General features: G+C 75.7%; 18 protein-coding genes. 7 read left to right on the forward strand and 11 right to left on the reverse strand.

Annotated elements, in window-relative coordinates; genetic code table 11:
* Positions 1–399 precede the first annotated feature (399 nt).
* The 4 genes from JOF54_RS07995 to JOF54_RS08010 all read right to left on the reverse strand — a co-directional run bounded on the left by JOF54_RS07995 (position 400) and on the right by JOF54_RS08010 (position 3631).
* Entirely contained in the window at positions 400–1782 is a 1383-nt protein-coding gene (locus JOF54_RS07995) for an NADH-quinone oxidoreductase subunit D (protein ID WP_210059433.1), read from the reverse strand.
* A gap of 8 nt (positions 1783–1790) precedes the next feature.
* On the reverse strand, positions 1791–2504 hold the full coding sequence (locus tag JOF54_RS08000; protein ID WP_210059434.1) for an NADH-quinone oxidoreductase subunit C: 714 nt from the start codon (positions 2502–2504) through the stop codon (positions 1791–1793).
* 152 nt (positions 2505–2656) lie between these two features.
* Entirely contained in the window at positions 2657–3211 is a 555-nt protein-coding gene (locus tag JOF54_RS08005; RefSeq protein WP_210054556.1) for a NuoB/complex I 20 kDa subunit family protein, read from the reverse strand.
* A 60-nt stretch (positions 3212–3271) separates the two neighbouring features.
* A complete protein-coding gene (locus JOF54_RS08010; RefSeq protein ID WP_091414586.1) occupies positions 3272–3631 on the reverse strand; it encodes an NADH-quinone oxidoreductase subunit A in 360 nt (119 codons plus the stop codon).
* Between the two features lie 247 nt (positions 3632–3878).
* Between JOF54_RS08010 and JOF54_RS08015 the strand changes: the two genes are divergently transcribed.
* Positions 3879–5111, forward strand: coding sequence for a geranylgeranyl reductase family protein (locus JOF54_RS08015; RefSeq protein WP_210054558.1), 1233 nt, complete (start codon positions 3879–3881; stop codon positions 5109–5111).
* Positions 5112–5204: 93 nt separating this feature from the next.
* Here JOF54_RS08015 and mobA read toward each other — a convergent pair whose 3' ends face one another.
* Together mobA and JOF54_RS08025 are read right to left on the reverse strand one after the other, a co-directional pair.
* Positions 5205–5837: a molybdenum cofactor guanylyltransferase gene (gene mobA, locus JOF54_RS08020; protein WP_210054560.1), complete on the reverse strand. Its 633-nt coding sequence runs from the start codon at positions 5835–5837 to the stop codon at positions 5205–5207.
* A 10-nt stretch (positions 5838–5847) separates the two neighbouring features.
* Positions 5848–7146 carry an isochorismate synthase gene (locus JOF54_RS08025; RefSeq protein WP_210054562.1) on the reverse strand — a complete coding sequence of 433 codons (1299 nt, stop codon included), beginning with the start codon at positions 7144–7146 and terminating at the stop codon, positions 5848–5850.
* A gap of 106 nt (positions 7147–7252) precedes the next feature.
* Between JOF54_RS08025 and JOF54_RS08030 the strand changes: the two genes are divergently transcribed.
* Positions 7253–8842: a molybdopterin-dependent oxidoreductase gene (locus JOF54_RS08030; RefSeq protein ID WP_307803958.1), complete on the forward strand. Its 1590-nt coding sequence runs from the start codon at positions 7253–7255 to the stop codon at positions 8840–8842.
* A gap of 42 nt (positions 8843–8884) precedes the next feature.
* Here the strand turns inward: JOF54_RS08030 and JOF54_RS21855 are convergent, their stop codons facing one another.
* From JOF54_RS21855 to JOF54_RS08045, 3 genes are all read right to left on the reverse strand, one after another.
* Positions 8885–10816, reverse strand: a complete 1932-nt coding sequence (locus tag JOF54_RS21855; protein ID WP_210054564.1) for a glycosyltransferase — start codon at positions 10814–10816, stop codon at positions 8885–8887.
* Positions 10817–10915: 99 nt separating this feature from the next.
* On the reverse strand, positions 10916–12562 hold the full coding sequence (locus tag JOF54_RS08040) for a DUF6297 family protein (protein WP_210054566.1): 1647 nt from the start codon (positions 12560–12562) through the stop codon (positions 10916–10918).
* Complete coding sequence (locus JOF54_RS08045; protein ID WP_210054568.1) at positions 12559–13203, reverse strand: ABC transporter ATP-binding protein; 645 nt, start codon at positions 13201–13203, stop codon at positions 12559–12561. Before JOF54_RS08045 ends, JOF54_RS08040 begins: the two co-directional genes overlap by 4 nt.
* Before the next feature lie 168 nt (positions 13204–13371).
* Between JOF54_RS08045 and JOF54_RS08050 the strand changes: the two genes are divergently transcribed.
* From JOF54_RS08050 to JOF54_RS21860, 5 genes are all read left to right on the forward strand, one after another.
* Positions 13372–14043, forward strand: a complete 672-nt coding sequence (locus JOF54_RS08050) for a fasciclin domain-containing protein (RefSeq protein WP_210054570.1) — start codon at positions 13372–13374, stop codon at positions 14041–14043.
* Positions 14044–14111: 68 nt separating this feature from the next.
* Positions 14112–14738 (forward strand): ECF RNA polymerase sigma factor SigK, encoded by a 627-nt coding sequence (sigK, locus tag JOF54_RS08055; protein ID WP_210054571.1) that lies wholly within the window; start codon positions 14112–14114, stop codon positions 14736–14738.
* Positions 14735–15532 carry an anti-sigma factor gene (locus tag JOF54_RS08060; RefSeq protein WP_210054573.1) on the forward strand — a complete coding sequence of 266 codons (798 nt, stop codon included), beginning with the start codon at positions 14735–14737 and terminating at the stop codon, positions 15530–15532. The genes sigK and JOF54_RS08060 overlap by 4 nt, the downstream gene beginning before the upstream one ends.
* A gap of 109 nt (positions 15533–15641) precedes the next feature.
* Positions 15642–16337, forward strand: a complete 696-nt coding sequence (locus JOF54_RS08065; RefSeq protein ID WP_210059436.1) for a demethylmenaquinone methyltransferase — start codon at positions 15642–15644, stop codon at positions 16335–16337.
* A 13-nt stretch (positions 16338–16350) separates the two neighbouring features.
* Complete coding sequence (locus JOF54_RS21860) at positions 16351–18276, forward strand: TM0106 family RecB-like putative nuclease (protein ID WP_210054576.1); 1926 nt, start codon at positions 16351–16353, stop codon at positions 18274–18276.
* Here JOF54_RS21860 and menD read toward each other — a convergent pair.
* Together menD and JOF54_RS08080 are read right to left on the reverse strand one after the other, a co-directional pair.
* Positions 18251–19897, reverse strand: coding sequence for a 2-succinyl-5-enolpyruvyl-6-hydroxy-3-cyclohexene-1-carboxylic-acid synthase (gene menD, locus JOF54_RS08075; protein WP_210054578.1), 1647 nt, complete (start codon positions 19895–19897; stop codon positions 18251–18253). The genes JOF54_RS21860 and menD overlap by 26 nt on opposite strands.
* Positions 19890–20864 carry an o-succinylbenzoate synthase gene (locus JOF54_RS08080; protein ID WP_210054580.1) on the reverse strand — a complete coding sequence of 325 codons (975 nt, stop codon included), beginning with the start codon at positions 20862–20864 and terminating at the stop codon, positions 19890–19892. The genes menD and JOF54_RS08080 overlap by 8 nt, the downstream gene beginning before the upstream one ends.
* Between the last annotated feature and the right edge of the window lie 12 nt (positions 20865–20876).

A 20876-nucleotide genomic window follows, 5' to 3' on the forward strand; every position in this document is an offset into this window, starting at 1 on the left:
TCGCTGGCGTTCGTCCCCGCGGGCGCACCCGCCCGTGCCCCGGGTCCCTGCGGCTCGACCGGCAGGCTCATGCCGTCCTCCTCGACCGTGAACGTGCGCCCCAGGGGACGCTGCTGACCGACGTGGTGGTCGCGGTGGCGACCCCCGGGCGGGGGTGGGCAGTGGACCCGTGCCGGCCGACGACGCGACCCGGGCCCCGCAGACGGCACGGTGGCGCCGGAGGTGCGTGGAGGACGCCCGGCCGGGTGGGTCGGGCGTTTGGCGCGGCGCGGAGCGCTAGCGGAGCGCCGCGCCGAGGGCGGGCCGGGCGTCCTCCACGGACGTCCGGCGCCGCACACGAGGGCCCTTCGACGAGCTCAGGGCGCGGGGAGCCGAGCTCGGGGAGCGCCGGGAGCGGGATCACCGGTCCACACCCCCCATCACCGGGTCGAGGCTCGCCACCGCGACCACCACGTCGGACACCATCGACCCCTCGCACATCGCGGGCATGGCCTGGAGGTTCGTGAAGCTCGGGTCGCGGTAGTGGGTCCGGAAGGGGCGGGTGCCGCCGTCGGAGACGACGTGCGCGCCGAGCTCGCCGCGCGGGCTCTCGACCGGCACGTAGGCCTGGCCGGGCGGCACGGAGAAGCCCTCGGTGACCAGCTTGAAGTGGTGGATCAGCGACTCCATGGACTCGCCCATGATGTGCTTGATGTGCTCGTTGGAGTTGCCCATGCCGTCGGAGCCGACGGACAGCTGGGAGGGCCAGGCGATCTTCTTGTCGGCGACCAACACCGGGTCGCCGGTCATCTTCTCCAGCCGGGCCACGCACTGCTCGACGATCTTGAGGCTCTCCCACATCTCGTTGAGCCGGATCCGGAAGCGCCCGTAGGCGTCCATCGTGTCCCAGGTCTGGACCTCGAAGTCGTAGGTCTCGTAGCCGCAGTAGGGCTGCTTCTTGCGCAGGTCCCAGTCGTAGCCTGTGGCCCGCAGCGGCGGGCCGGTGATGCCCAGGGCCAGGCAGCCGGCCAGGTCGAGGTGCCCGACGCCGGAGAGCCGGCCCTTGAAGATCGGGTTCTCGTTGCAGAAGGCGGCGTACTCGGGCAGGTGCTTGCGCATCCAGACGACGAGGTCGCGGACGTGCGCCAGCGCGTTGTCGGGCAGGTCCTGGGCGACGCCGCCGGGCCGGATGTAGGCGTGGTTCATGCGCAGGCCGGTGATCAGCTCGAAGGCGTCGAGGACCTTCTCGCGCTCGCGGAAGCCGATCGTCATGACCGTCAGGGCGCCGATCTCCATGCCCCCGGTGGCGATGCACACGAGGTGGGAGGAGATCCGGTTGAGCTCCATCATCATCACGCGGATGACGCTGGCCTTCTCGGGGATCTCCGCCTCGATGCCGAGCAGCCGCTCGACGCCGAGGCAGTAGGTGGTCTCGTTGTGCAGCGGGGCCAGGTAGTCCATCCGGGTGACGAAGGTGGTGCCCTGGGTCCAGCTGCGGAACTCGAGGTTCTTCTCGATGCCGGTGTGCAGGTAGCCGATGCCGCAGCGGGCCTCGGTGACCGACTCCCCCTCCATCTCGAGGATGAGCCGCAGCACGCCGTGCGTGGAGGGGTGCTGCGGACCCATGTTGACGACGATGCGCTCGTCGCCGCGCTCGGCCTGCTCGGCCGCGATGGAGTCCCAGTCCTGGCCGGTGACGGTGTAGACGCGGCCCTCGGCGGCGTCGGCGGCGGCGCCGTAGGCGTCCTCGGGCTGGTCGCCGTCGGCCGCGCTGGTCGTGTCCTCGAGGTGGGTGTCGGCCATGCTGCTCATCAGGTGTAGCTCCTCCGCTGGTCGGGGGGCGCCACGGCGGCCCCCTTGTACTCCACGGGAATCCCGCCGAGCGGGTAGTCCTTGCGCTGCGGGTGACCGGGCCAGTCGTCCGGCATGAGGATCCGCGTCAGGGCCGGGTGGCCGTCGAAGATGACGCCGAACATGTCCCACGTCTCGCGCTCGTGCCAGTCGGCCGTGGGGTAGGTGGGGACCACCGAGGGCAGGTGCGGGTCGGCGTCGGGCACGGAGACCTCGAGCCGGATCCGCCGGTTGTGGGTCATCGACTGCAGGTGGTAGACGACGTGCAGCTCCGCCCCCGCGTCGGCCGGGTAGTGCACGCCGGACACGCTGCTGCAGAACTCGAAGCGCAGCTGGGCGTCGTCGCGCAGGTGCCGGACCAGGGCCGGCAGGTGCTGGCGGGCGACGTGGAAGGTGATCTCGCCCCGGTGCACGACGACCTTGGTGATGACGTCGGAGGAGTTGGGCAGCAGCTCCCCCACTCGGTCGTGCACCGAGTCCCACCAGCCGCCGAAAGGCGGCTGCACGGCGGAGGGGAACTCGATCGTCTTCGTCAGGCCGCCGTAGCCGGAGGTGTCGCCGGTGCCGCGGACGCCGAACATCCCGCGCCGGGTCTCCAGCACCTCGGCCGCGGGCTGGCCCGCGGCGGCCAGCTCGGAGCGGTCCTCCCCGGCCTCGGTCTCGTCGGTGGCCACGTCGGGCGCGGCGCCGGTCAGCGAGCCGGGCTTCGTGCCGGCGTCGGGGGCCGACTCCCCCTCGGGGACGGCGCCCTTGACGCGCGCCTTGGCGTCGGACTCGGCGTTGATCGGCTCCCCGCTCGCGGTGCGGTCGCCCCGGGTGTCGTCGCTCACCGCAGCAGGCCCTTGAGCTCGCGCGTCGACGGCGCCTCGAGCTGCGCCTGCTCGGCGGCCGCCGCCACCTCGGCCGCGTGGGTGCCGATCGGGGTGTGGGCCACCTTGTCCTTGAGCTTGAACATGGCGTCGATCAGCATCTCGGGCCGCGGCGGGCAGCCGGGCAGGTACATGTCGACGGGGACGACGTGGTCGACGCCCTGGACGATCGCGTAGTTGTTGAACATGCCGCCGGTGCTGGCGCAGACGCCCATGGCGAGCACCCACTTGGGGTTGGGCATCTGGTCGTAGATCTGGCGCAGGACCGGGGCCATCTTCTGGCTCACCCGGCCGGCGACGATCATCAGGTCGGCCTGGCGCGGCGAGGCCCGGAAGACCTCCTGGCCCCAGCGGCCGGAGTCGTAGCGGGGCGCGCCGTAGGTCATCATCTCGATGGCGCAGCAGGCCAGGCCGAAGGTGGCCGGCCAGAAGGCGGCGCTGCGCATGTACCCGAACAGGCCCTCGACCGTGGTCAGCAGGACCCCGCTGGGCAGCTTCTCCTCGACACCCATCTCAGCTCTTCCCTCGTGCGGTGGTGGCGGTGCGGTGCGTGGTGCGCGCGCCGGGCGCGGTCAGTCCCATTCCAGGCCCCCGCGCCGCAGGACGTAGATGTAGGCGACGAAGACGGTGACGATGAACAGCACCATCTCGACCAGCGCGAAGGTGCCCATCAGGTCGAACGAGGCGGCCCACGGGTACAGGAAGACGATCTCGATGTCGAAGACGATGAAGAGCATCGCGGTGATGTAGTACTTCACCGGGAACCGGCCGCCGCCGACGGGCTGGGGGGTGGGCTCGATGCCGCACTCGTAGGAGTCGTACTTGGCCCGGTTGTAGCGGCCCGGCCCCACCAGCAGGCTCGTGACGATCGTCAGCGCGACGAAACCGGCCGCGAGGGCCAGCAGGATCACGATGCCGAGGTAGGGGTTCATGACCGCCCTTCCACCGTCGTCGTCGACGTGTCGTCAGAGGTTCGCGAGTGCTCGTGAATGTCTTCACGAGGTCCGTGCAGGCTCACTGTACGACGCGCTGCCGACACTTCCGCCACCCGGATACGAGGGCGTGCCGCCCGGTTCTTGGAACGATTTACGCAACGGTTCCCGCGCGGAATTGGCGCGCGGCACCCGGTGGCAGGATGGCGGGGTCCGGGCGACGGGCACGAGCGACGGGCGGGGGCAGATGACGGGCACGGAGCAGGCCGACGTCCTGGTGGTGGGCGCGGGCCCGGCCGGCGCGTCGGCGGCGGCCTGGGCGGCCCGGACCGGGGCCCAGGTGGTGCTGGCCGACGCGGCCACCTTCCCCCGCGACAAGACCTGCGGCGACGGCCTGACCCCGCGGGCGCTGGCCGAGCTGGACCGGCTGGGTCTGGGCAGCTGGACCCGCGAGCGCGCGACCAACCGGGGCCTGCGGGCGCACGGCTTCGGCCAGGTGCTGGAGCTCCCCTGGCCCGGCGGCTCGCTGCCCGACCACGGCTCGGCCGTGCCCCGGGCCGACCTCGACGACCGCATCCGCACCGCCGCCCTCGACGCCGGGGCGGCCGCGCTCGACGGCGCCCGCGCCGTCGACGTCGTCCGCGAGGGCGACCGGGTCTCGGCCGTGGTCTTCGCCACCGCGGACGGGCCGCGGACGGTGGCCTGCCGCCGCCTCGTCGTCGCCGACGGCGTCCGCTCCCCCCTCGGCCGGCTGCTGGGCCGGACCTGGCACCGCGACACCGTCTACGGGGTGGCGGGGCGCTGCTACGTCGACACCGACCGGCCGGACGCGTGGATCTCCTCCCACCTCGAGCTGCGCGGCGAGCAGGGCGAGCTGCTGTCGGGCTACGGCTGGATCTTCCCGCTGGGCGGCGGCGAGGTGAACCTGGGCGTCGGCACGCTGGCCACGGCGAAGCGGCCGGCCGACGTCGCCCTGCGCCCGCTGATGCGCTACTACGCCGACCAGCGCCGCGAGGACTTCGCCCTGGGCGGCGACCTGCGCGCGCCCACCTCGGCGCTGCTGCCCATGGGCGGCGCCGTGAGCGGGGTGGCGGGGGCCAACTGGGCCCTGGTCGGCGACGCCGCCGCCTGCGTCAACCCGCTGAACGGCGAGGGCATCGACTACGGGCTGGAGACCGGCCGGCTGCTGGCCGACCTGCTGCCCGGCGACGCCGACCTGACCCGCGCCTGGCCCGCCCTGCTGACCGGTCACTACGGCGCCTCCTTCAGCATCGCCCGCCGGCTGGCCGGGCTCATCACCGTGCCCGGGCTGCTCGGGGCGCTGGGTCCGGTCGGGATGCGCTCCCGGCTGCTGATGACCCTCGCCCTGCGGCTGATGGGCAACCTCGTCACCGAGGAGGACCGCGACCTCACGGCCCGGCTCTGGCGGGCCGCCGGCCGCGTCAGCCGGGTGGTCGACGCCCGCCCGCCCTTCGGCTGAGGCCCGCCCCGCCGGCCCCATCCCCTCGCCGAGCGGTCGGACGCCCCGGGGCCAGGGCACCGACCCGTTCTGACAGGTCGGAGGTCACCGGGGTCAGCCGCCGGCCGGGCCGCCGTCCAGCCAGAGGTCCAGCTGCGCGCGGTCGTCGACGTCGAAGGTCGCGGCGGCGGGCAGCGGGCAGGTCGTCGCGGGCGGGTTCAGCCGCTGCACCAGCCGGCGCGCCGACTGGCCGGCCCCGCCGCCGGGCCCGGCCAGCTCCACCAGCCGTCGGGCCGCGGCGGGCCGCAGGGCCAGCTGCAGGGGCTGCTCCCGGCCCTCGACGTCCACCCCGAGCACGGCGTCCTGGTCCCGGGCGCGCAGGGCGTCGGCGAGCACGCGGGACCCGGCGCCGGCGCCCGGGGCGTCCCCCGGCAGCACCAGCACCAGCCCGGCGCCCGCCGCCAGCGCGTGCCGCAGGCCGGTGACCAGCGCGGCGGTCGGGCCGCCGCCGGGCGGCTCCTCGCGGACGTGCACGACCGGGCGGGCCGTCGGCCGGACGGGCCCGACGAGCACGACGTCGACGTCGGCGGGCAGGCCGGCGAGGGTGTGGTCCAGCAGGGGGCGGCCCGCGACCGGGTGGGCCAGCTTGTCGGTGCCGAAGCGGCGCGACGTCCCGCCGGCGAGCACGACGGCGACGGTGCGGCCGGCGGGCTCGGCGGGAGCGGGGTGCGGCGGAGCTGGCGTCACGGGGCCGGCGTCACGGGGCCGGCGTGGCGACGGGCAGCGGCAGGTCGCCCAGCGCCTCGCGCATGGGCAGCAGCTTGGCCGCCGACTCGGCCAGCTCGGCCGCCGGGTCCGAGCCCGCGACGATGCCGCAGCCGGCGAACAGCCGGATCCGGCGCGCGTCGGTCTCCTCGACCTGGCCGCAGCGCAGGGCGATGGCCCACTCGCCGTCGCCGGCGGCGTCGACCCAGCCGACCGGGCCGGCGTAGCGCTCGCGGTCGAGGTGCTCCAGGGCGGGGATCAGGGTGCGGGCGACGTCGGTCGGGGTGCCGCAGACGGCGGCGCTGGGGTGCAGCGCAGCGGCCAGGCCCAGCGCGGTGGCGCCGGGGCGGGCGACGGCCGTGACGTCGGTGGCCAGGTGCAGCACGTTCGGCAGCTCCAGCACGTACGGCGCATCGGGGACGTGCACCGCGGAGCAGGACGGGGCCAGGGCCCGCGCCACCGAGGCGACGGCGTACTCGTGCTCCTCGAGGTCCTTGCTGGACCGGGCCAGGGCGGCGGCCAGGTTGAGGTCGGCGTCACCGCCGGCGGAGCGCCGAATGGTGCCCGCCAGCACCCGGGAGGTGACCAGGCCGCCCTGGCGGCGGACGAGCATCTCCGGGGTGGCCCCGACGAGGCCGTCGACGAGGTAGGTCCAGCAGCTGGCGTAGCGGTCGGCGAGCCGGCCGACCAGCCAACGGGGGTCGATCTCGTCCTCGGCGGTGGCGACGACGTCGCGGGCCAGCACCACCTTGTCGAGGGCGCCGGTGCCGATCCGCCGCACCGCCTCGCTGACGGCGTCCTGCCAGGCCTCCGGAGAGAGGGTGCCGGCGCTCCAGCGCAGCCCGCGCGGGGCCCGCGGCGGCACGGTGGCGGTGGGCACCGGCGGCGCGACGGGCTCCGGCCCGGCGGTGACCCGGGTCAGCCAGGCCCGGCCGTCGCGGCGGCCGACGACGGTGCTCGGCACGACGAGGGTGGAGCGGCCGGCGGAGTCGGGGTCGAAGACGAAGCTGCCGAAGGCGAGCAGGCCGGCCCCGGCGGGCGGGTCGTCCAGCGCGTCGGTGACCACGACGTCGCGGCTGAGGCCGGACCACCACTCCTCGGCGTCGGCGATGCTCGTGGGCTTGTAGCGGTCGGCCTCGCCCCAGGCGACCATCCCGTCGCCGCGGCGGACCCAGGCCAGCGCGCCGTCGGGCGGCAGCAGGGCCTCCAGCGGCCCCGGGTCGTCGATCTCCGCGGTGCTGACGTGCAGCCGCGGGGGTGCGGTGCCCGTCTCGCCGGCCGTCTCGATCACCTCGCCAGCGTAGTGCGGGCCCCGGCACCGACCCCCCTCCACGAGGGCCGAGGTGCTCAACGTCACGCGCGCCAATCTCCGGGGCCCGCCGCGACGAACTCCCTGCGTGACCACCACCCTCGAACGTCCCGCCGCCCCGGCTCCGGAGTCCCGTCCGGCCCAGCCCGGGCGCGTGCTGCGCGCCCTCAGCGGCGTCGCCGCCGCCGGCGCGGCCGTGGGGGTGGGCCACCTGGTGGCCGCGCTCACCGACCCCGTCACCTCCCCCGTCCTGGCCGTCGGCTCCGCCCTGATCGACGCCGCGCCCACGCCGGCGAAGGAGTTCGCCGTCCGCACCTTCGGCACCGCCGACAAGCCGATCCTCGTCGGCAGCGTCGGGGTCGTGCTGCTGGTCTTCGCCGCGGCCGTCGGGCTGGTCGCCTGGCGCCGGCCGCGGACCGCCGCCGTGGCCATCGGCCTGCTGGGCGTCGCCGGGGCCGTCGCGGCGCTGACCCGCGGCCCGCTGAGCGCCGCCGTCCCCTCCGTCGTCGCCGGCGTCGTCGGCGTGCTGGCGCTCCAGCTGCTCCGCACCCGCGGTCGGTCCCGCGCCGTCGCCGAGGCCCGACCGGCCGACGCCACCGACGCGGCCGCTGGCCGCTCCCGGCGCGGCTTCCTGCTGGCCCTGGGCGGGACGGCCGTCGTCGCCGCCCTGGCCGGGGGCGGCGGGGCCGTCGTCGGGCGGGTCCGCGACGCCGGGGCCGCCGCGCGCCGCGCGCTGGGCCTGCCGACCCCCTCCTCCCCCGCCGCCGCGCTGCCCGAGGGCGTCCAACTGCCCGGCATGACCCCGTTCACCACGCCCGCCGACGCCTTCTACCGGGTCGACATCAGCCTGGTGACGCCGCGGATCGACGCCTCGTCGTGGTCGCTGACCATCGACGGCATGGTCGACGAGCCGGTCACCCTGAGCTACGACGACCTCCTGGCCATGCCGATGATCGAGCGCGACATCACCTTGACCTGCGTCTCCAACGAGGTGGGCGGGTCCTACGTCAGCACCGGCCGCTGGCTCGGCGTCCCGTTCAGCGCGATCATCGAGCGCGTCGGCGTCCGGGCCGGGGTGGACCAGGTGTACTCCTACTCCTCCGACTCGGGCTACACCTGCTCGACGCCCTACCAGGCCGTCAGCGACGGCCGGGACGCCATGGTCGTCGTGGGCCTGAACGGGCAGCCGCTGGCCGACGAGCGCGGCTACCCCGCGCGGATGCTGGTGCCCGGCCTGTTCGGCTTCGTCTCGGCCACCAAGTGGCTGGAGCGGATCGAGTTCACCACCTACGCCGAGCGGACCGCCTACTGGACCGAGCGGGACTGGGCGACCGACGCCCCGGTGCTCACCCAGAGCCGCATCGACATGCCGAAGTCGCTGTCCACGCTGCCGGCCGACAAGCCCGTGCTGGCGGGCGTGGCCTGGGCCCAGCACCGCGGGATCGCCAAGGTCGAGATCCGCATCGACGAGGGCCCGTGGCAGGAGACGACGCTGGCCGCGGACGGCGGCGTCGACCTGTGGCGGCAGTGGTCGTACCGCTACGACGGGCCGGCGGGGCTGCACAGCGCGCAGGTGCGCGCCACCGACCTCGACGGCGAGACCCAGCCCGAGGAGCGCACCAAGGTGTTCCCCGACGGCGCCCGCGGCTGGCACCAGATCCAGTTCCGGAGCGAGTGAGCTCCCGGCGCCGCGCGGCGGTCCGGCGGCGCTGAGCCGACCTCAGGCCCGCAGCAGCCGGCGCACCCGGCGACGGGCCCCGCGCAGCAGCCGGGCGGGCCGGCTGGTCGGCGTCAGGGCACCCGGCCGCGGCCAGCGGGCGCCGTCGCCGAGCAGCCCCTGCCAGCTGGAGTTCTCCCAGGCGACGTCGAGCCGGAGCCGGACGTGCTCCGAGGTCCGCAGGCCGGTGAACAGCGCGCGCGTCGTGCCACCCCGGGCGAGGACGAAGGCCTCCCCGTCGCGGGTCACCCGCAGCGGGAGCCGGCGGTGCTCACCGCCCTTGTCGCCCAGCGCGGTCAGCGTGACCACGGGCTCCGCCGGGTCCGCGCCGCCGGCCGCGCCGTCGACGACCAGTCGCGCCGCCCACCGGAACGGCGGCTCGCCCGGTCCGGCCGCGGTGAGGGCCCGCACCCGCGCCCGGACGCGCTCCCGCCGGGAGCGGGCGGGCGGTGCGGGCGGCACCGGCCGCGTCAGCGTGGTGACGTCGAGGCGCACCTCGTCGAGCCGGGTCCGGCGTGGCTCCAGCTCCTCGACGCCCTCGAGCACCCGCTGCCAGTCCCGGACGAAGCGGTCGGGGCCGTGGTCGGCGGCCTTCTGCAGCGCCGCGTCGCTCATCCGGGCCACGAGGGCCGGGTCGTCGAGGAGCCGGACGGCGCGCTCGGCCAGCGCGGCGACGTCGCCGCGGCGGACCACGTAGCCGTCGACGCCGTCGCTGATCTGCTCGCGGGGGCCGTAGCGGATGTCGTAGGCGACGACGGGGCAGCCGTGCGCGAGGCTCTCCAGGGTGGCGAGCGGGTAGCCCTCGAAGCGGCTGGTCAGCAGGAACCCCGACGCGGTCCACAGGTCGGCCTCGGCGAGCGGTCGGAACCCGTGCAGCGTGACGGCGCCCGCCAGGTCCAGCTCGGCGACCAGGGCCTCCACCTGCGGCCGCTCGGGGCCGTCGCCGTAGAGGTCGAGCCGGGCGTCGGGCCGGGCGTCCAGCACCAGCCGGAAGGCGCGGAGGGCGTCGCCGAGGTTCTTCTGCGGCGCCATCCGCGTGACCATCACCAGGCGGCGCGGGTCACGGGCCGGCCGCGGCTCGGGGACGGGCACCGGCAGCACCGGGTTGGGCACGGCGAAGACGTGGCTCACCGCGCCGAACCGCAGCCGGACGTCGGCGCGCTGCCGCTCGGTGAGGGTGACCAGGGCGTGCAGCTCCGGGAGCCGGTCGAGCGCGGCGGCGTAGCTGGGCGACATCGGGGAGTCCCAGCGGCGGGTCCGCGTCGTGTGCTGGTTGTGCAGCACGTAGAGCGTGCGGAAGCGGGGCGCCGGGGCGGGCAGCACGAGGGGCACGCTCACCCGGCTGTCGAGGAAGACGAAGACGGGACCGGGCTCGGGGAACAGCACGTCGAGGTGGTGGCGGTGGAACGCGGGCATCGAGCGGAACGCGCGGACGACCCGGCCCTCGGGGTCCACCACCCGGGCGCGCGGGCCACCGTCGGCCGTGGCGCCCAGCGGCCCGGCCGCCACCCGCAGGTGGACGGTCCCGTCGGCCCGCCGGTAGTCCCAGGCCGCGTCGTCCCCGCTCAGCCGGTCGCGGTGCACCGTGCGCCAGGGCGAGCCGTCGGGGTAGGTCTCCTCGACCGGCTCGGTGCCGGGGACCTGCGGCAGCACCGGGGCGTCGGCGGGGGCGGGGCCGGTGGGCGTCGCCCGCAGGTGGTCGAACACCGACAGCACCGGGGTGCGCTCGTCGAGCAGCCCCTCCGCCACCAGCCGGGCGCGGCGCTCGGCGTAGTCGGGGTAGGGCCGCAGCACGAGGAGCGTCGTCGTCACCCCGGCACGCTCGGCGAAGAGCCGGTTGCGGAGCAGGACGGCGCGGATGAGCCCGCCCGAGCCGCTGCGGATCTCGTTCATGGCGAAGACGTAGCGTCCCCGTGGCAGCTCGACGTCCGTCACGGACCTCACCCTAGGGGCGACGCCGTCCCGGTGCCGGGCAGCCACCGGGGGGCCCGGGCGTGTCCGCACCGCCGGCTCCCGGCCGGACCCGGGGACCCGTCAGCGCTTGCGCTGCTTGTTCTGGGCGACCGCCGCGTCGCGCTGTTTGCGCTGCCGCTCCAGCTCCTGGCGCTGCTCCGCCTGGCGGGCGCGGACCGACTCGGCGTCCATCGAGTTGAGCAGCACCAGGGCGGCGATGCCGGCGATCAGCAGGGACCAGACCGGGGAGAAGCCCAGCAGCATCGGGGCCGTGACCAGGATCGCGACGTCGAACCCGCGGAAGATGTTGGTCATCAGCCCGGGCGGGAAGGCGCCCGCCTGGGTGGAGACCATCGGGGCGCTGAAGTCGACGCCCTTGGCCTGGGTCCAGCGGACCGCGGCCAGCAGGCCGGCGGCGGCGGTGGCCACGGCCATCAGCGAGGCCTCCGGGATGCTCCGGTCCACGGCGCCGTCGCCGAAGCCCCGGTAGGCCGCCGTCGTCAGCACGGCCCAGACGCCGGCGAGGATGGCCGGCACGGTGATCGAGGCCATCTTGATCTGGGCGAGCGAGAACGGCAGGCAGCGGGCGAGCCCGCCGGTCCGGGTGAGCACCCGCAGGCCGCCGAGGGTCGGGATCAGGGCGCCGAACAGCGCCAGCGCCGACAGCACCGGCGTCAGCACGCTCATCCCCAGCGCGTCGGCGGCGTAGGGGACGACGACGGTCGCCGCCAGCACCACGAGGGGCTGGGGGAACCGGCGCAGCCGCTGCCACTCGCGCCAGGTCAGCGCCTGCACGCCCAGCCCCTGCCCTCGCTGGGGCTTCACGTGCCCCTTCTCGACCGCCCGCCGCTCGACGACGATGTCACGGGCCAGACCGATGTCGAGGGCGAAGAACGCCCCGGAGATGCCGCTGACCAGCGCCCCGCCGCTCAGCAGCCGGGTGCGGCGGATCTGCCGCAGCCGGACCCGGGCCAGCAGGTAGCTGGCGGCCAGCACCAGCAGGGAGAAGCCGCCGAGCACGAGGGCCACCTCGGCCCCCACGTCGTCGCTGATCCCCAGCCGCACCCACTCCGCGGCCACGGCGACGACGAGGAACAGGGCCGCCACCCCGACGAAGCCGAAGAGGTAGCCGATGGCCTGGGTGAGCCGGGTGCGCTCGACGCCCTGCTGGGCGGCGGCGAAGGCCACCGCGGCGGCGGCCGAGAGCCCGGTGGCGGCGGCCCAGACGAGGACCTCCCCGCCGGGCGAGCCGGTCAGCGCGGAGACGAGGGCGCCCAGCGCCGCGCCGAGGGCGAAGGCGCCGGCCACAGCGCCGACCAGCCGGGCGCCGAGCAGCTGGGCCCGCGAGATCGGGGCGTCGAGCAGCCAGAAGCCCTCGGCGGCCGAGGCCAGCACCGGCCCGAACAGCCGGCTGACCGCCAGCGCCACCGCGACCGCGGCCGCGAAGCCGGCCCAGGGCAGCACCGTCCGCGCGGACAGGCAGGACACCGAGTCGCACTGGGCGATCGTCCGCTGGGCTTTGAGGACGACGTTGACCAGCATCGCGCCGATCATGAGCGCGCCGATCAGGGCGACGTAGGCGTCGTGGAAGACCTCGGTGAGGTTCTTGGTGGCCCGGCCGCGCCGCCAGTCGCGGATCAGCCCCTTGAGCTCGCGGGGCGAGGCCGGGTCCCGCGGCGGGCTGGGCTCGGCCCAGCCGTCGGCCTCGGCGGTGTCGAGGGTGCTCATCCGCGCGCCGCCCCCAGCTCGACGACGCGGGTGGCGACGGTCTCGACCAGCGTGGGCTCGTGGCTGGCGAAGACGATGGCGAGGCCCTGCTGCCGCTCGGCCTTGAGCCGCTGGGCCAGCCAGGCGACGCCCTCGGTGTCGAGGCGCTGCTCGGGCTCGTCGAGGATCAGCAGCTTGCGCGGCCGGACGAAGGCGGTGGCCAGGGCCAGCCGTCGGCGCTGGCCCGAGGACAGGGTGCCGGGCAGCTGGCCGGACTGCGGGACCAGCTGCACCTCCTCGAGCACCTCGTCGACGCGGGCGTCGGGGTCGGGGATGCCGTGCGCGCGGGCGAGCAGGTCGAGGTGCTCGACGACGCTGAGGTCGGGGAAGAAGTCGAGGTCGTCGATGACGGTCGCGACGTCGCGCCGGATCTGCGGGGAGGTCTCCGACATCGGGTTGCCGAGCACCTCGATGGTGCCCTCGTCCGGGCGGTCGGCGCCGACGAGGCAGCGCAGCAGCGTCGACTTGCCGGCGCCGTTGCGGCCGGTCAGGGCGATGGCCTCACCCGCGCGCACCTCGAGGGAGAAGGAGTCGATGATCGTCACCGGCCCGAAGGCCCGGCGGAGGCCGGAGACCTTGAGGACCGTGCTGCGTTTGGCCATGGGGACGATTCTGCCCCTCCGCGCCACGTCCCCCGACCGCCGGCGGTCGCGGGTGTGCGGGGTCCGTGGCCCGACCGTGACCAATCCCGGGGGCCCGCCGTGCCGAACCCCTGGCGAGAGACGGACCTGACCAGGCCCGTCCCGCAGTCTTCGGAAGGACCTCCCCTCATGTTCACCACCACCCGCATCGCCAAGATCGCCGGCCTCGCCGCAGCCCTCGCCCTGCCGCTGACCCTGGCCGCCTGTGGCGGCACCGAGGCCACCCCCGCCGGCACCTCCACCTCCTCCGCGCCCTCCATGAGCGCCTCCAGCTCCCCCATGGCCAGCCCCTCCATGACCCCCTCCATGAGCGCCTCCACCGCCGACGCCCCCTTCGGCGCCGCCTGCTCCGCCGTCCCCAAGACCGGCAAGGGCTCCTTCGACGGCATGAGCGCCGACCCCGTCGCCACCGCCGCCAGCAACAACCCCCTCCTCTCCACCCTCGTCACCGCGGTCAAGAAGGCCGGCCTCGTCGACACCCTCAACACCACCGACAACCTCACCGTCTTCGCCCCCACCAACGACGCCTTCGCCAAGATCGACAAGAAGACCCTCGACAAGGTCCTCGCCGACAAGGAGATGCTCACCGCGATCCTCACCGAGCACGTCGTCGGCGAGAAGCTCGACCCGATGACCCTCGCCGGCGAGCACGACAGCCTCAACCCCAAGCAGGGCATCACCGTCGAGGGCTCCGGTGAGAACTTCACCGTCAACGGCGACGCCAAGGTCCTCTGCGGCAACGTCCAGACCGCCAACGCCACCGTCTACATCATCGACACCGTCCTGCTGCCGAAGTCCTGAGCCTGCGGGCTGCCCCGTGAGACAGTTCCACGACGGCACCCCGTCACCTGACGAAGGAACCCACCGAGATGAACATCTCCGTCGTACCGGCCGGGCCGGGAGGCGAGTCCTCCCGACCCGAGCCGGTCGCGACCGGGCGCGAGGCCGATGCCGCGCACCTGGTTGAGCTGATGGCCCGCTCCGCCCGGGGCCACGAGGACGCGTTCTCCGAGCTCTACGACCTCACGTCGTCCCGGATCTACGGGACGGTCCTGCGGGTCCTGCGGTCCGCCGACCACGCGGCCGAGGTCACGCAGGAGGTCTACGTGGAGGTCTGGCGCCAGTCGGCCCGCTACGCTCCGGACCGGGGCAGCGTGCTGGGCTGGATGACGACGATGGCGCACCGCCGGGCGGTCGACCGGGTCCGCTCGGTGACCAGCGAGGTGGCGCGCGACGAGCGCTACGCCGTGACCGGGGCCGACCGCGAGGTCGACCACGTGTGGGAGGGCGTCGAGCAGAAGCTCGACGTCGAGCGCGTCCGCAAGGGGATGGCGAGCCTGACCGCGATCCAGCGGGAGGCGCTCACCCTGGCCTACTTCGGTGGGTACACCCAGAGCCAGGTGGCTTCGTTGCTGAAGCTGCCGCTCGGAACCGTGAAGACACGAATACGCGACGGCCTCATCGGCCTCCGCGACGCCTTGGGGGTAGAGGCATGAGCGAGATCCACGGAGCCACGGGCTCCTACGTGCTGCACGCACTGGACGCCGACGAGCTCGAGGAGTTCGAGGCGCACCTGGCGGTCTGCCCGACCTGCAGCCGGGAGGTCGTCGAGTTCTGCGAGACGGCCGCCGAGCTGTCGCTGCTGGCGTCGGCCCCGCCGCCGCCCGCGCTCAAGGGCTCGGTGATGTCCGCCATCAGCGGGGTCCGGGTGCTGCCGCCCGACGTCCCCGCCGAGGACCAGGGCCCGGTCGTCGAGGCCGTGGACGACGAGCCCGTCGTGGCGGCGGCGCCGGTCACCCGGGTCGACGAGCTGGCCCTGCGCCGGCAGCGCCGGCTCACCCGGGTGCTGTCCCTGGCCGTGGCCGCCGCCCTCGTGGTGGCGCTGGGGCTGGGCGGCTGGGTGGTGTCGCTGACGCAGCGGGAGACCCCCGTCGCGACGTCGACGCTGGAGACCGAGCTGCTGAACGCGCCGGACGTCAAGGGCTACACGGTCCCGCTGTCCGGCGGCGGCCAGGCGACCTTCGTCGCCTCCAAGACGCTGGGCCGGGCGCTGTTCTCCAGCGGGGACCTCCCCGCGCTGCCGGCGGACAAGACCTACCAGCTCTGGACGCTGTCCGGCTCGCTGACCGATCCCGGCGTCATCACCCCGGACAACATCGTCAGCGGCGGCGGCACGGCGAAGTCCTGGCTGCGCGGCCCGGTGGCGCAGTCCGGCGCCCTCGCGGTGAGCGTCGAGCCGGCCGGCGGGTCGCAGACCCCGACCGACATCCGGGGCGGCACCAACCTCTGACGACGCACGCACCGGGCCGGTCCTCCTCGCGGGGGGCCGGCCCGTCGTGCGTCCGGGGCCGCTCGGACGGGCGGAACTGTCAGCCCGGCGTGGCAGGCTTCGCGGCGTGGTGGAGAACGCACGAGCGACGCTCGAGAAGCGCCGGGCCGACGTGGCGGCGATGTTCGACCGCGTGGCGGTCCGGTACGACCTGCTGAACGACGTGCTCTCGCTCGGCCAGGACCGCGCCTGGCGCCGCCGGGTGGTCGAGGCCGTCGCCCCCCGGCCGGGGCAGCGGGTGCTCGACCTCGCGGCCGGCACCGGGACCTCCAGCGAGCCGTTCGACCGGGCGGGTGCCACCGTCGTCCCCACCGACCTCTCGCTGGGCATGCTCGAGGTCGGCAAGCGGCGCCGCCCGGCGCTCGGCTTCGTCGCCGGCGACGCGCTGGCCCTGCCCTACGCCGACGACGCCTTCGACGCTGTCACCATCTCCTTCGGTCTGCGCAACGTCGAGGACACGCTGGGGGCGCTCCGCGAGCTGCGCCGGGTCACCCGGCCCGGCGGGACGCTCGTCGTCTGCGAGTTCTCCACCCCCACCTGGCGCCCGTTCCGCACGGTCTACTCCGACTACCTGGTGGCGGCGCTGCCCCGGATCGCCACCGCCCTCTCCCCCAACCCCGCGGCGTACCGCTACCTGGCCGAGTCCATCCAGGCCTGGCCCGACCAGGCGGCGCTGGCCGCGCTCCTCCAGGAGGCCGGCTGGCAGCAGGTGGAGTGGCGCGACCTCAGTGGCGGGGTCGTGGCCCTGCACCGGGGTCGGGCGTGAGCGGCGTGCGCCCGTGATCGAGGTGGAGGCCGAGGCCGCAGCCGGCAGCGAGCGGCACGCCGTGCTGCTGGGCGCCACGGCTGCCCGCAGCTGCCCGGTGAAGACCCACAACGCCTTCGACCGCACCGTCCCCCGCCCGCCGGAGGGTTCGGGCGAGCTGCCCGTCCGGGTGCAGGCCGCCCGGACGTTCGAGGCCCAGCAGCTCGAGGCCCTCATCGAGGCGGTGCCCGGGCTCGTCGTCGACCTGCGGCTGCTCGACGTCGCCAGCGCCGCGGAGGCCTGCCGGCAGGCGATGGAGGTCGGCGCGGCCGTGGTCGTCGGCGGCCCGCTGCCCGTCGACGCCGCCGGCCACCGGCTCGGCCGACCGGACCTGCTGGTCCGCGGCGCCGACCGCCCCGACGGCCGGCCCACCTACCACCCCGGGGTCGTCAAGGCCCACAAGGTGCTGCTCCCCGCCAAGCGCCGCCCGGTCGAGGAGCCCGCGCCCTCCGCCGAGGCCGACCCGACCCCGTCAGACCCCGTCCTGAGCCCGTCGGACCCCGTCCTGAGCCCGTCGGACCCCGTCCTGAGCCCGTCGAAGGAGGAGCCGCCGGTGCCCGCCGTCCGCTGGTCGCCGCTGGAGGCGCCGCGACCGCTCGACCTGCAGGTGTGGGACGGCGTCGGCCCCCGGCTGGGCAGCCGCGAGGGCGACTTCCTGCAGCTGGCGCACTACCACCGGATGCTGGAGGCCGCCGGCTTCGCCGCCGCCGAGCCGCTGGGGGCGGTGCTCGCCACCGACACCGTGCGCGAGCGCCCCGCGCACGACGGCGCTCTGCCCGACGGCCCTGCGCACGACAGCCCTGGGCACCACGAGGGCGCCGTGCTCGCCTGGGTCGACCTGTCCGCGCCGGTCGTGCGCACCTTCTCGCGCAGCGCGGCGTCCGGCTGGCGGCTGCGCAGCCTGCTGGAGCGCTACGACCACGAGCAGGGCCTGCGCGTCGACGTCGCCCGGGCCGCCGCCGCCCGGACGGGTGACCCGGCGAGCGACCCGGAGCCCCTGGTGCGACCGGTGGTCCAGCGCGAGTGCCAGACCTGCACGTGGTGGCCGCACTGCCGCACCGAGCTGGCCGACGACGAGGTGAGCCTGCGGATCGACAAGGGCGCGCTCGACGTGCGCGAGGTGCTCGCGCTCCGCCGCCGCGGCATCGGCACCGTGGCCGAGCTGGCGTCGGCCGACCTCGACGCCCTGCTGCCCGGCTACCTGCCCGAGGTGAGCCACCGCACCGGGCCCGAGAAGCGCCTGCGGGTGGCGTCGCGGCGGGCCCGGATGCTCACCGACGGGGTGTCCTTCGACCGGGAGACGACCGGGCCGATCGCCGTGCCGGCGGCCGCGCTGGAGGTCGACCTCGACATCGAGAGCGCGGCGGACGGCCGGATCTACCTGTGGGGCTTCCTGCTGCACGACACGGCGTCGGCGGACCCGCCGCGCTACGTCGCGTTCAGCCGCTTCACCGCGCTCGACGACGCCGCCGAGGCCGCGCTCGCCGAGGAGGCCTTCGGCTGGCTCCGCGGTCTGGTCGAGGGTCCGCGGAGCGTCGCCGTCTACCACTACAGCGCCTACGAGCCGACGGCCGTCCGCACCCTCGCCGCCCGTGAGCCGGGCCACGCGTCCCTGGACTGGGCCGCCGGGTGGGCCGGCCGGTTCGTCGACCTCTACGACGTCGTCAAGGCCCACTTCTTCGGCGCCGGCGGGCTGGGCCTCAAGCCGATCGCCCAGCACGCGGGCTTCCGCTGGCGCGACGAGGACCCGGGCGGGCTCAACTCCCAGGCCTGGTTCGCCGACGCCGTCGACGGGCCCGACGAGGCCGCCCGCGAGCGGGCCCGCACCCGGGTGCTGGAGTACAACGAGGACGACGTGCGCGCCACCGCCGTGCTCAGAGCGTGGCTGCGATCGCGCTGACGGCGGTGCTCAGCGTCCGGCGCTGGCCGCGGTCGACGACGGCCTCCACCAGCTCGACGCCCACCGGCGGCTCCTCGAGGACCTCGGCCAGCTGGTCGGTGGTCCGCACCCGCTGGTAGCGGGCGCCCGAGACCGCGGCGAGCGCCTCGAAGGACGCGCCGTGCGGGGTGCCGAAGACCCGCTCGAAGGCGGCCTGGTGCTCGGGGCGGCCCTGCTCGAGGGTGGCGAAGATGCTGCCGCCGTCGTCGTTGGCGACCACCAGCCGCAGGTCCGGCCGGGGCTCGGACGGGCCGATGACCAGCCCGCCGGCGTCGTGCAGCAGGGTGAGGTCGCCCAGCAGGGCGTGCGTCGGGCGGCTGCGGGTCAGCGCGATCCCGACGGCGGTGGACACCGTCCCGTCGATGCCCGCCAGCCCGCGGTTCGCGAAGACCTCCGCGGGGTCGGCCAGCACCGGGGCGAGGTCGAGGTCGCGGACCGGGTTGGACGAGCCGACCACCAGCGCGTCCGCGCCGCCGAGCGCGGCCCACAGCGCGGCGGCCAGCGCCGGCCCGGTGAGCACGGTCTGCGCGGCCAGCAGCTCCGCCAGCGCCTCCCGCGCGCGGACGTCGGCCTCCTGCCAGGCCGGCAGCCAGTCACCCGCCGCCGCGGGCTCGAACGCCACCGCGTCGACGACGGCGGACGCGGTCCGGCCGGGGTCGGGCCAGTCGGCGTGGGCGGAGACGACGACCAGCTCGACGTCGGTGCGCGCGAGCAGCCGGCTGACGGGGCGGGACAGGGTCGGGCGGCCCAGGACCACGACCCGCTCGACGTCCTCGGCCAGCGAGGACGCCAGCAGCAGCCGGTAGGTGCCCAGCGCCGCGGGGCCGCGGCGGGCGTTGCTGGAGGGCTCGGCGAGCAGCGGGACCCCGGCCGCGGCGGCCAGCTCCGCGGCGGCCCGGCCGGCGGCCGGGGGGAGGTCGCCGGCGACGAGGACGGTCTGCGGCCCGGCGGGCAGCACGACCGGCTCGGCGCCGCGCGCGGCGCTGACGAGCACCTCGGGTCCGGTCGGCAGCGGGGCGGCCGGACCGGGGACCAGCGGCTCGGTGAGGGCGACGTCGAGGTGCACCGGGCCCGGCTGGCGGGTCCGGGCGCCCGTGGCCGCGCTCAGCAGCCGGCCCAGCTCGAAGCGCCAGCCGGCGACGTCGCCCCCCTCGGGCCCGACCGGGGCGTCGGAGACGGCGGCGAAGGCCCGGACGTGCCGGCCGAACAGGTGGGTCTGGTCGGTGGTCTGGTTGGCCCCGGTGTGGGTCATCGCCGGCGGCCGGTCGGCGGTCAGCAGCACCAGGGGCAGGTGCGCGTGGAAGGCCTCGAGGACGGCGGGGTGCAGGTTGGCCACCGCGGTGCCGGAGGTGGTGACGACGGCGACGGGCAGCCCGGAGCCCTTGGCCAGGCCGAGGGCGAGGAAGCCGGCGCTGCGCTCGTCGATCCGGACGTGCAGGGTGAGCAGCCCGATCCGGTCGGCCTCGAACAGCTCGTAGGCCAGCGGGGCGCTGCGCGAGCCGGGCGCCAGCACGACGTCGCGGACCCCGGCGCCCAGCAGCCCCTCGACCAGCGCCCGGGCCAGCCGGGTGGCCTCAGCCACGACCGGCTCCGGCGGCGGCCCGCGCTCGCGTCTGCACGAGCCGAGCCTGCCAGAACGCCCCGACGGCGTCGGGCGCGCGGTGCCGCTCCAGGGCCTCGGGCGCGACGTCGAGCGCGCCGACGGGCAGCACCCCGTCCACCGCGACGAGCGGCGCGGCGACGAGGTCGTCGGCCAGCAGCCGGACGGTGTTGAGCCCGCAGGCGAAGGGCAGCTCCGGCAGCGCGGCGGCCAGCGCCAGGCCGGCCCGGATGCCGACGGAGGTCTCCAGCGCGCTGGAGACGACGACGGGCAGGCCGATCCGCTCGGCGATCTCCAGGCACGCGCGCACCCCGCCCAGCGGCTGGACCTTGAGCACGGCCACGTCGGCGGCCTCCAGCGCCCGCACCCGGTACGGGTCGGCGGCGCGGCGGATCGACTCGTCCGCCGCCACCAGCACGTCGGTGCCGGAGCGGGCCAGCCGGCGCCGCAGGTCGGCCAGCTCCTCGACCGAGGCGCAGGGCTGCTCGGCGTACTCCAGCCCGAACGGCGCCAGGGCCGCCAGGGCGCGCCCGGCCTCGTCGACGGACCAGCCGCCGTTGGCGTCGACCCGGACCCGTCCGTCCGGGCCGAGGGCGTCGCGGACCGCCTCGACCCGGGCCACGTCGTCGGCCAGGGTCTGGCCCCGCTCGGCCACCTTGACCTTGGCGGTGCGGCAGCCGGCCTCGGTCGCCAGCCGGTGGGCGTGCTCGGGCCCCACGGCGGGGACGGTGCTGTTGACCTCGACCCGGTCGCGGCGCGGCGCCGGCCAGCCCTGCTCGGCGGCCTCGTCGGCGGCCCGGAGCCAGGGCACCAGCTCGTCGCCGTCGTAGTCCAGGAACGGGCTCCACTCGGCCCAGCCGGCGGGGCCGCGCCAGACCAGACCCTGCCGCTCGAGGATGCCGCGGAAGCGGGTGCGCAGCGGCAGCGCGTACGCGGTGGGGACGGTCACCGGCCCAGTCTC

It is taken from the genome of Microlunatus capsulatus, assembly GCF_017876495.1.
Lineage (GTDB): Bacteria > Actinomycetota > Actinomycetes > Propionibacteriales > Propionibacteriaceae > Microlunatus > Microlunatus capsulatus.

Coding starts and splice junctions, on each gene's coding strand:
- JOF54_RS08050 (WP_210054570.1), top strand. CDS start 13,372: ATGTTCACCACCACCCGCATCGCCAAGATCGCCGGCCTCGCCGCAGCC.
- sigK (WP_210054571.1), top strand. CDS start 14,112: ATGAACATCTCCGTCGTACCGGCCGGGCCGGGAGGCGAGTCCTCCCGA.
- JOF54_RS08015 (WP_210054558.1), top strand. CDS start 3,879: ATGACGGGCACGGAGCAGGCCGACGTCCTGGTGGTGGGCGCGGGCCCG.
- JOF54_RS07995 (WP_210059433.1), bottom strand. CDS start 1,782: ATGGCCGACACCCACCTCGAGGACACGACCAGCGCGGCCGACGGCGAC.
- JOF54_RS08040 (WP_210054566.1), bottom strand. CDS start 12,562: ATGAGCACCCTCGACACCGCCGAGGCCGACGGCTGGGCCGAGCCCAGC.
- JOF54_RS08045 (WP_210054568.1), bottom strand. CDS start 13,203: ATGGCCAAACGCAGCACGGTCCTCAAGGTCTCCGGCCTCCGCCGGGCC.
- JOF54_RS08010 (WP_091414586.1), bottom strand. CDS start 3,631: ATGAACCCCTACCTCGGCATCGTGATCCTGCTGGCCCTCGCGGCCGGT.
- JOF54_RS08060 (WP_210054573.1), top strand. CDS start 14,735: ATGAGCGAGATCCACGGAGCCACGGGCTCCTACGTGCTGCACGCACTG.
- JOF54_RS08005 (WP_210054556.1), bottom strand. CDS start 3,211: ATGGGTGTCGAGGAGAAGCTGCCCAGCGGGGTCCTGCTGACCACGGTC.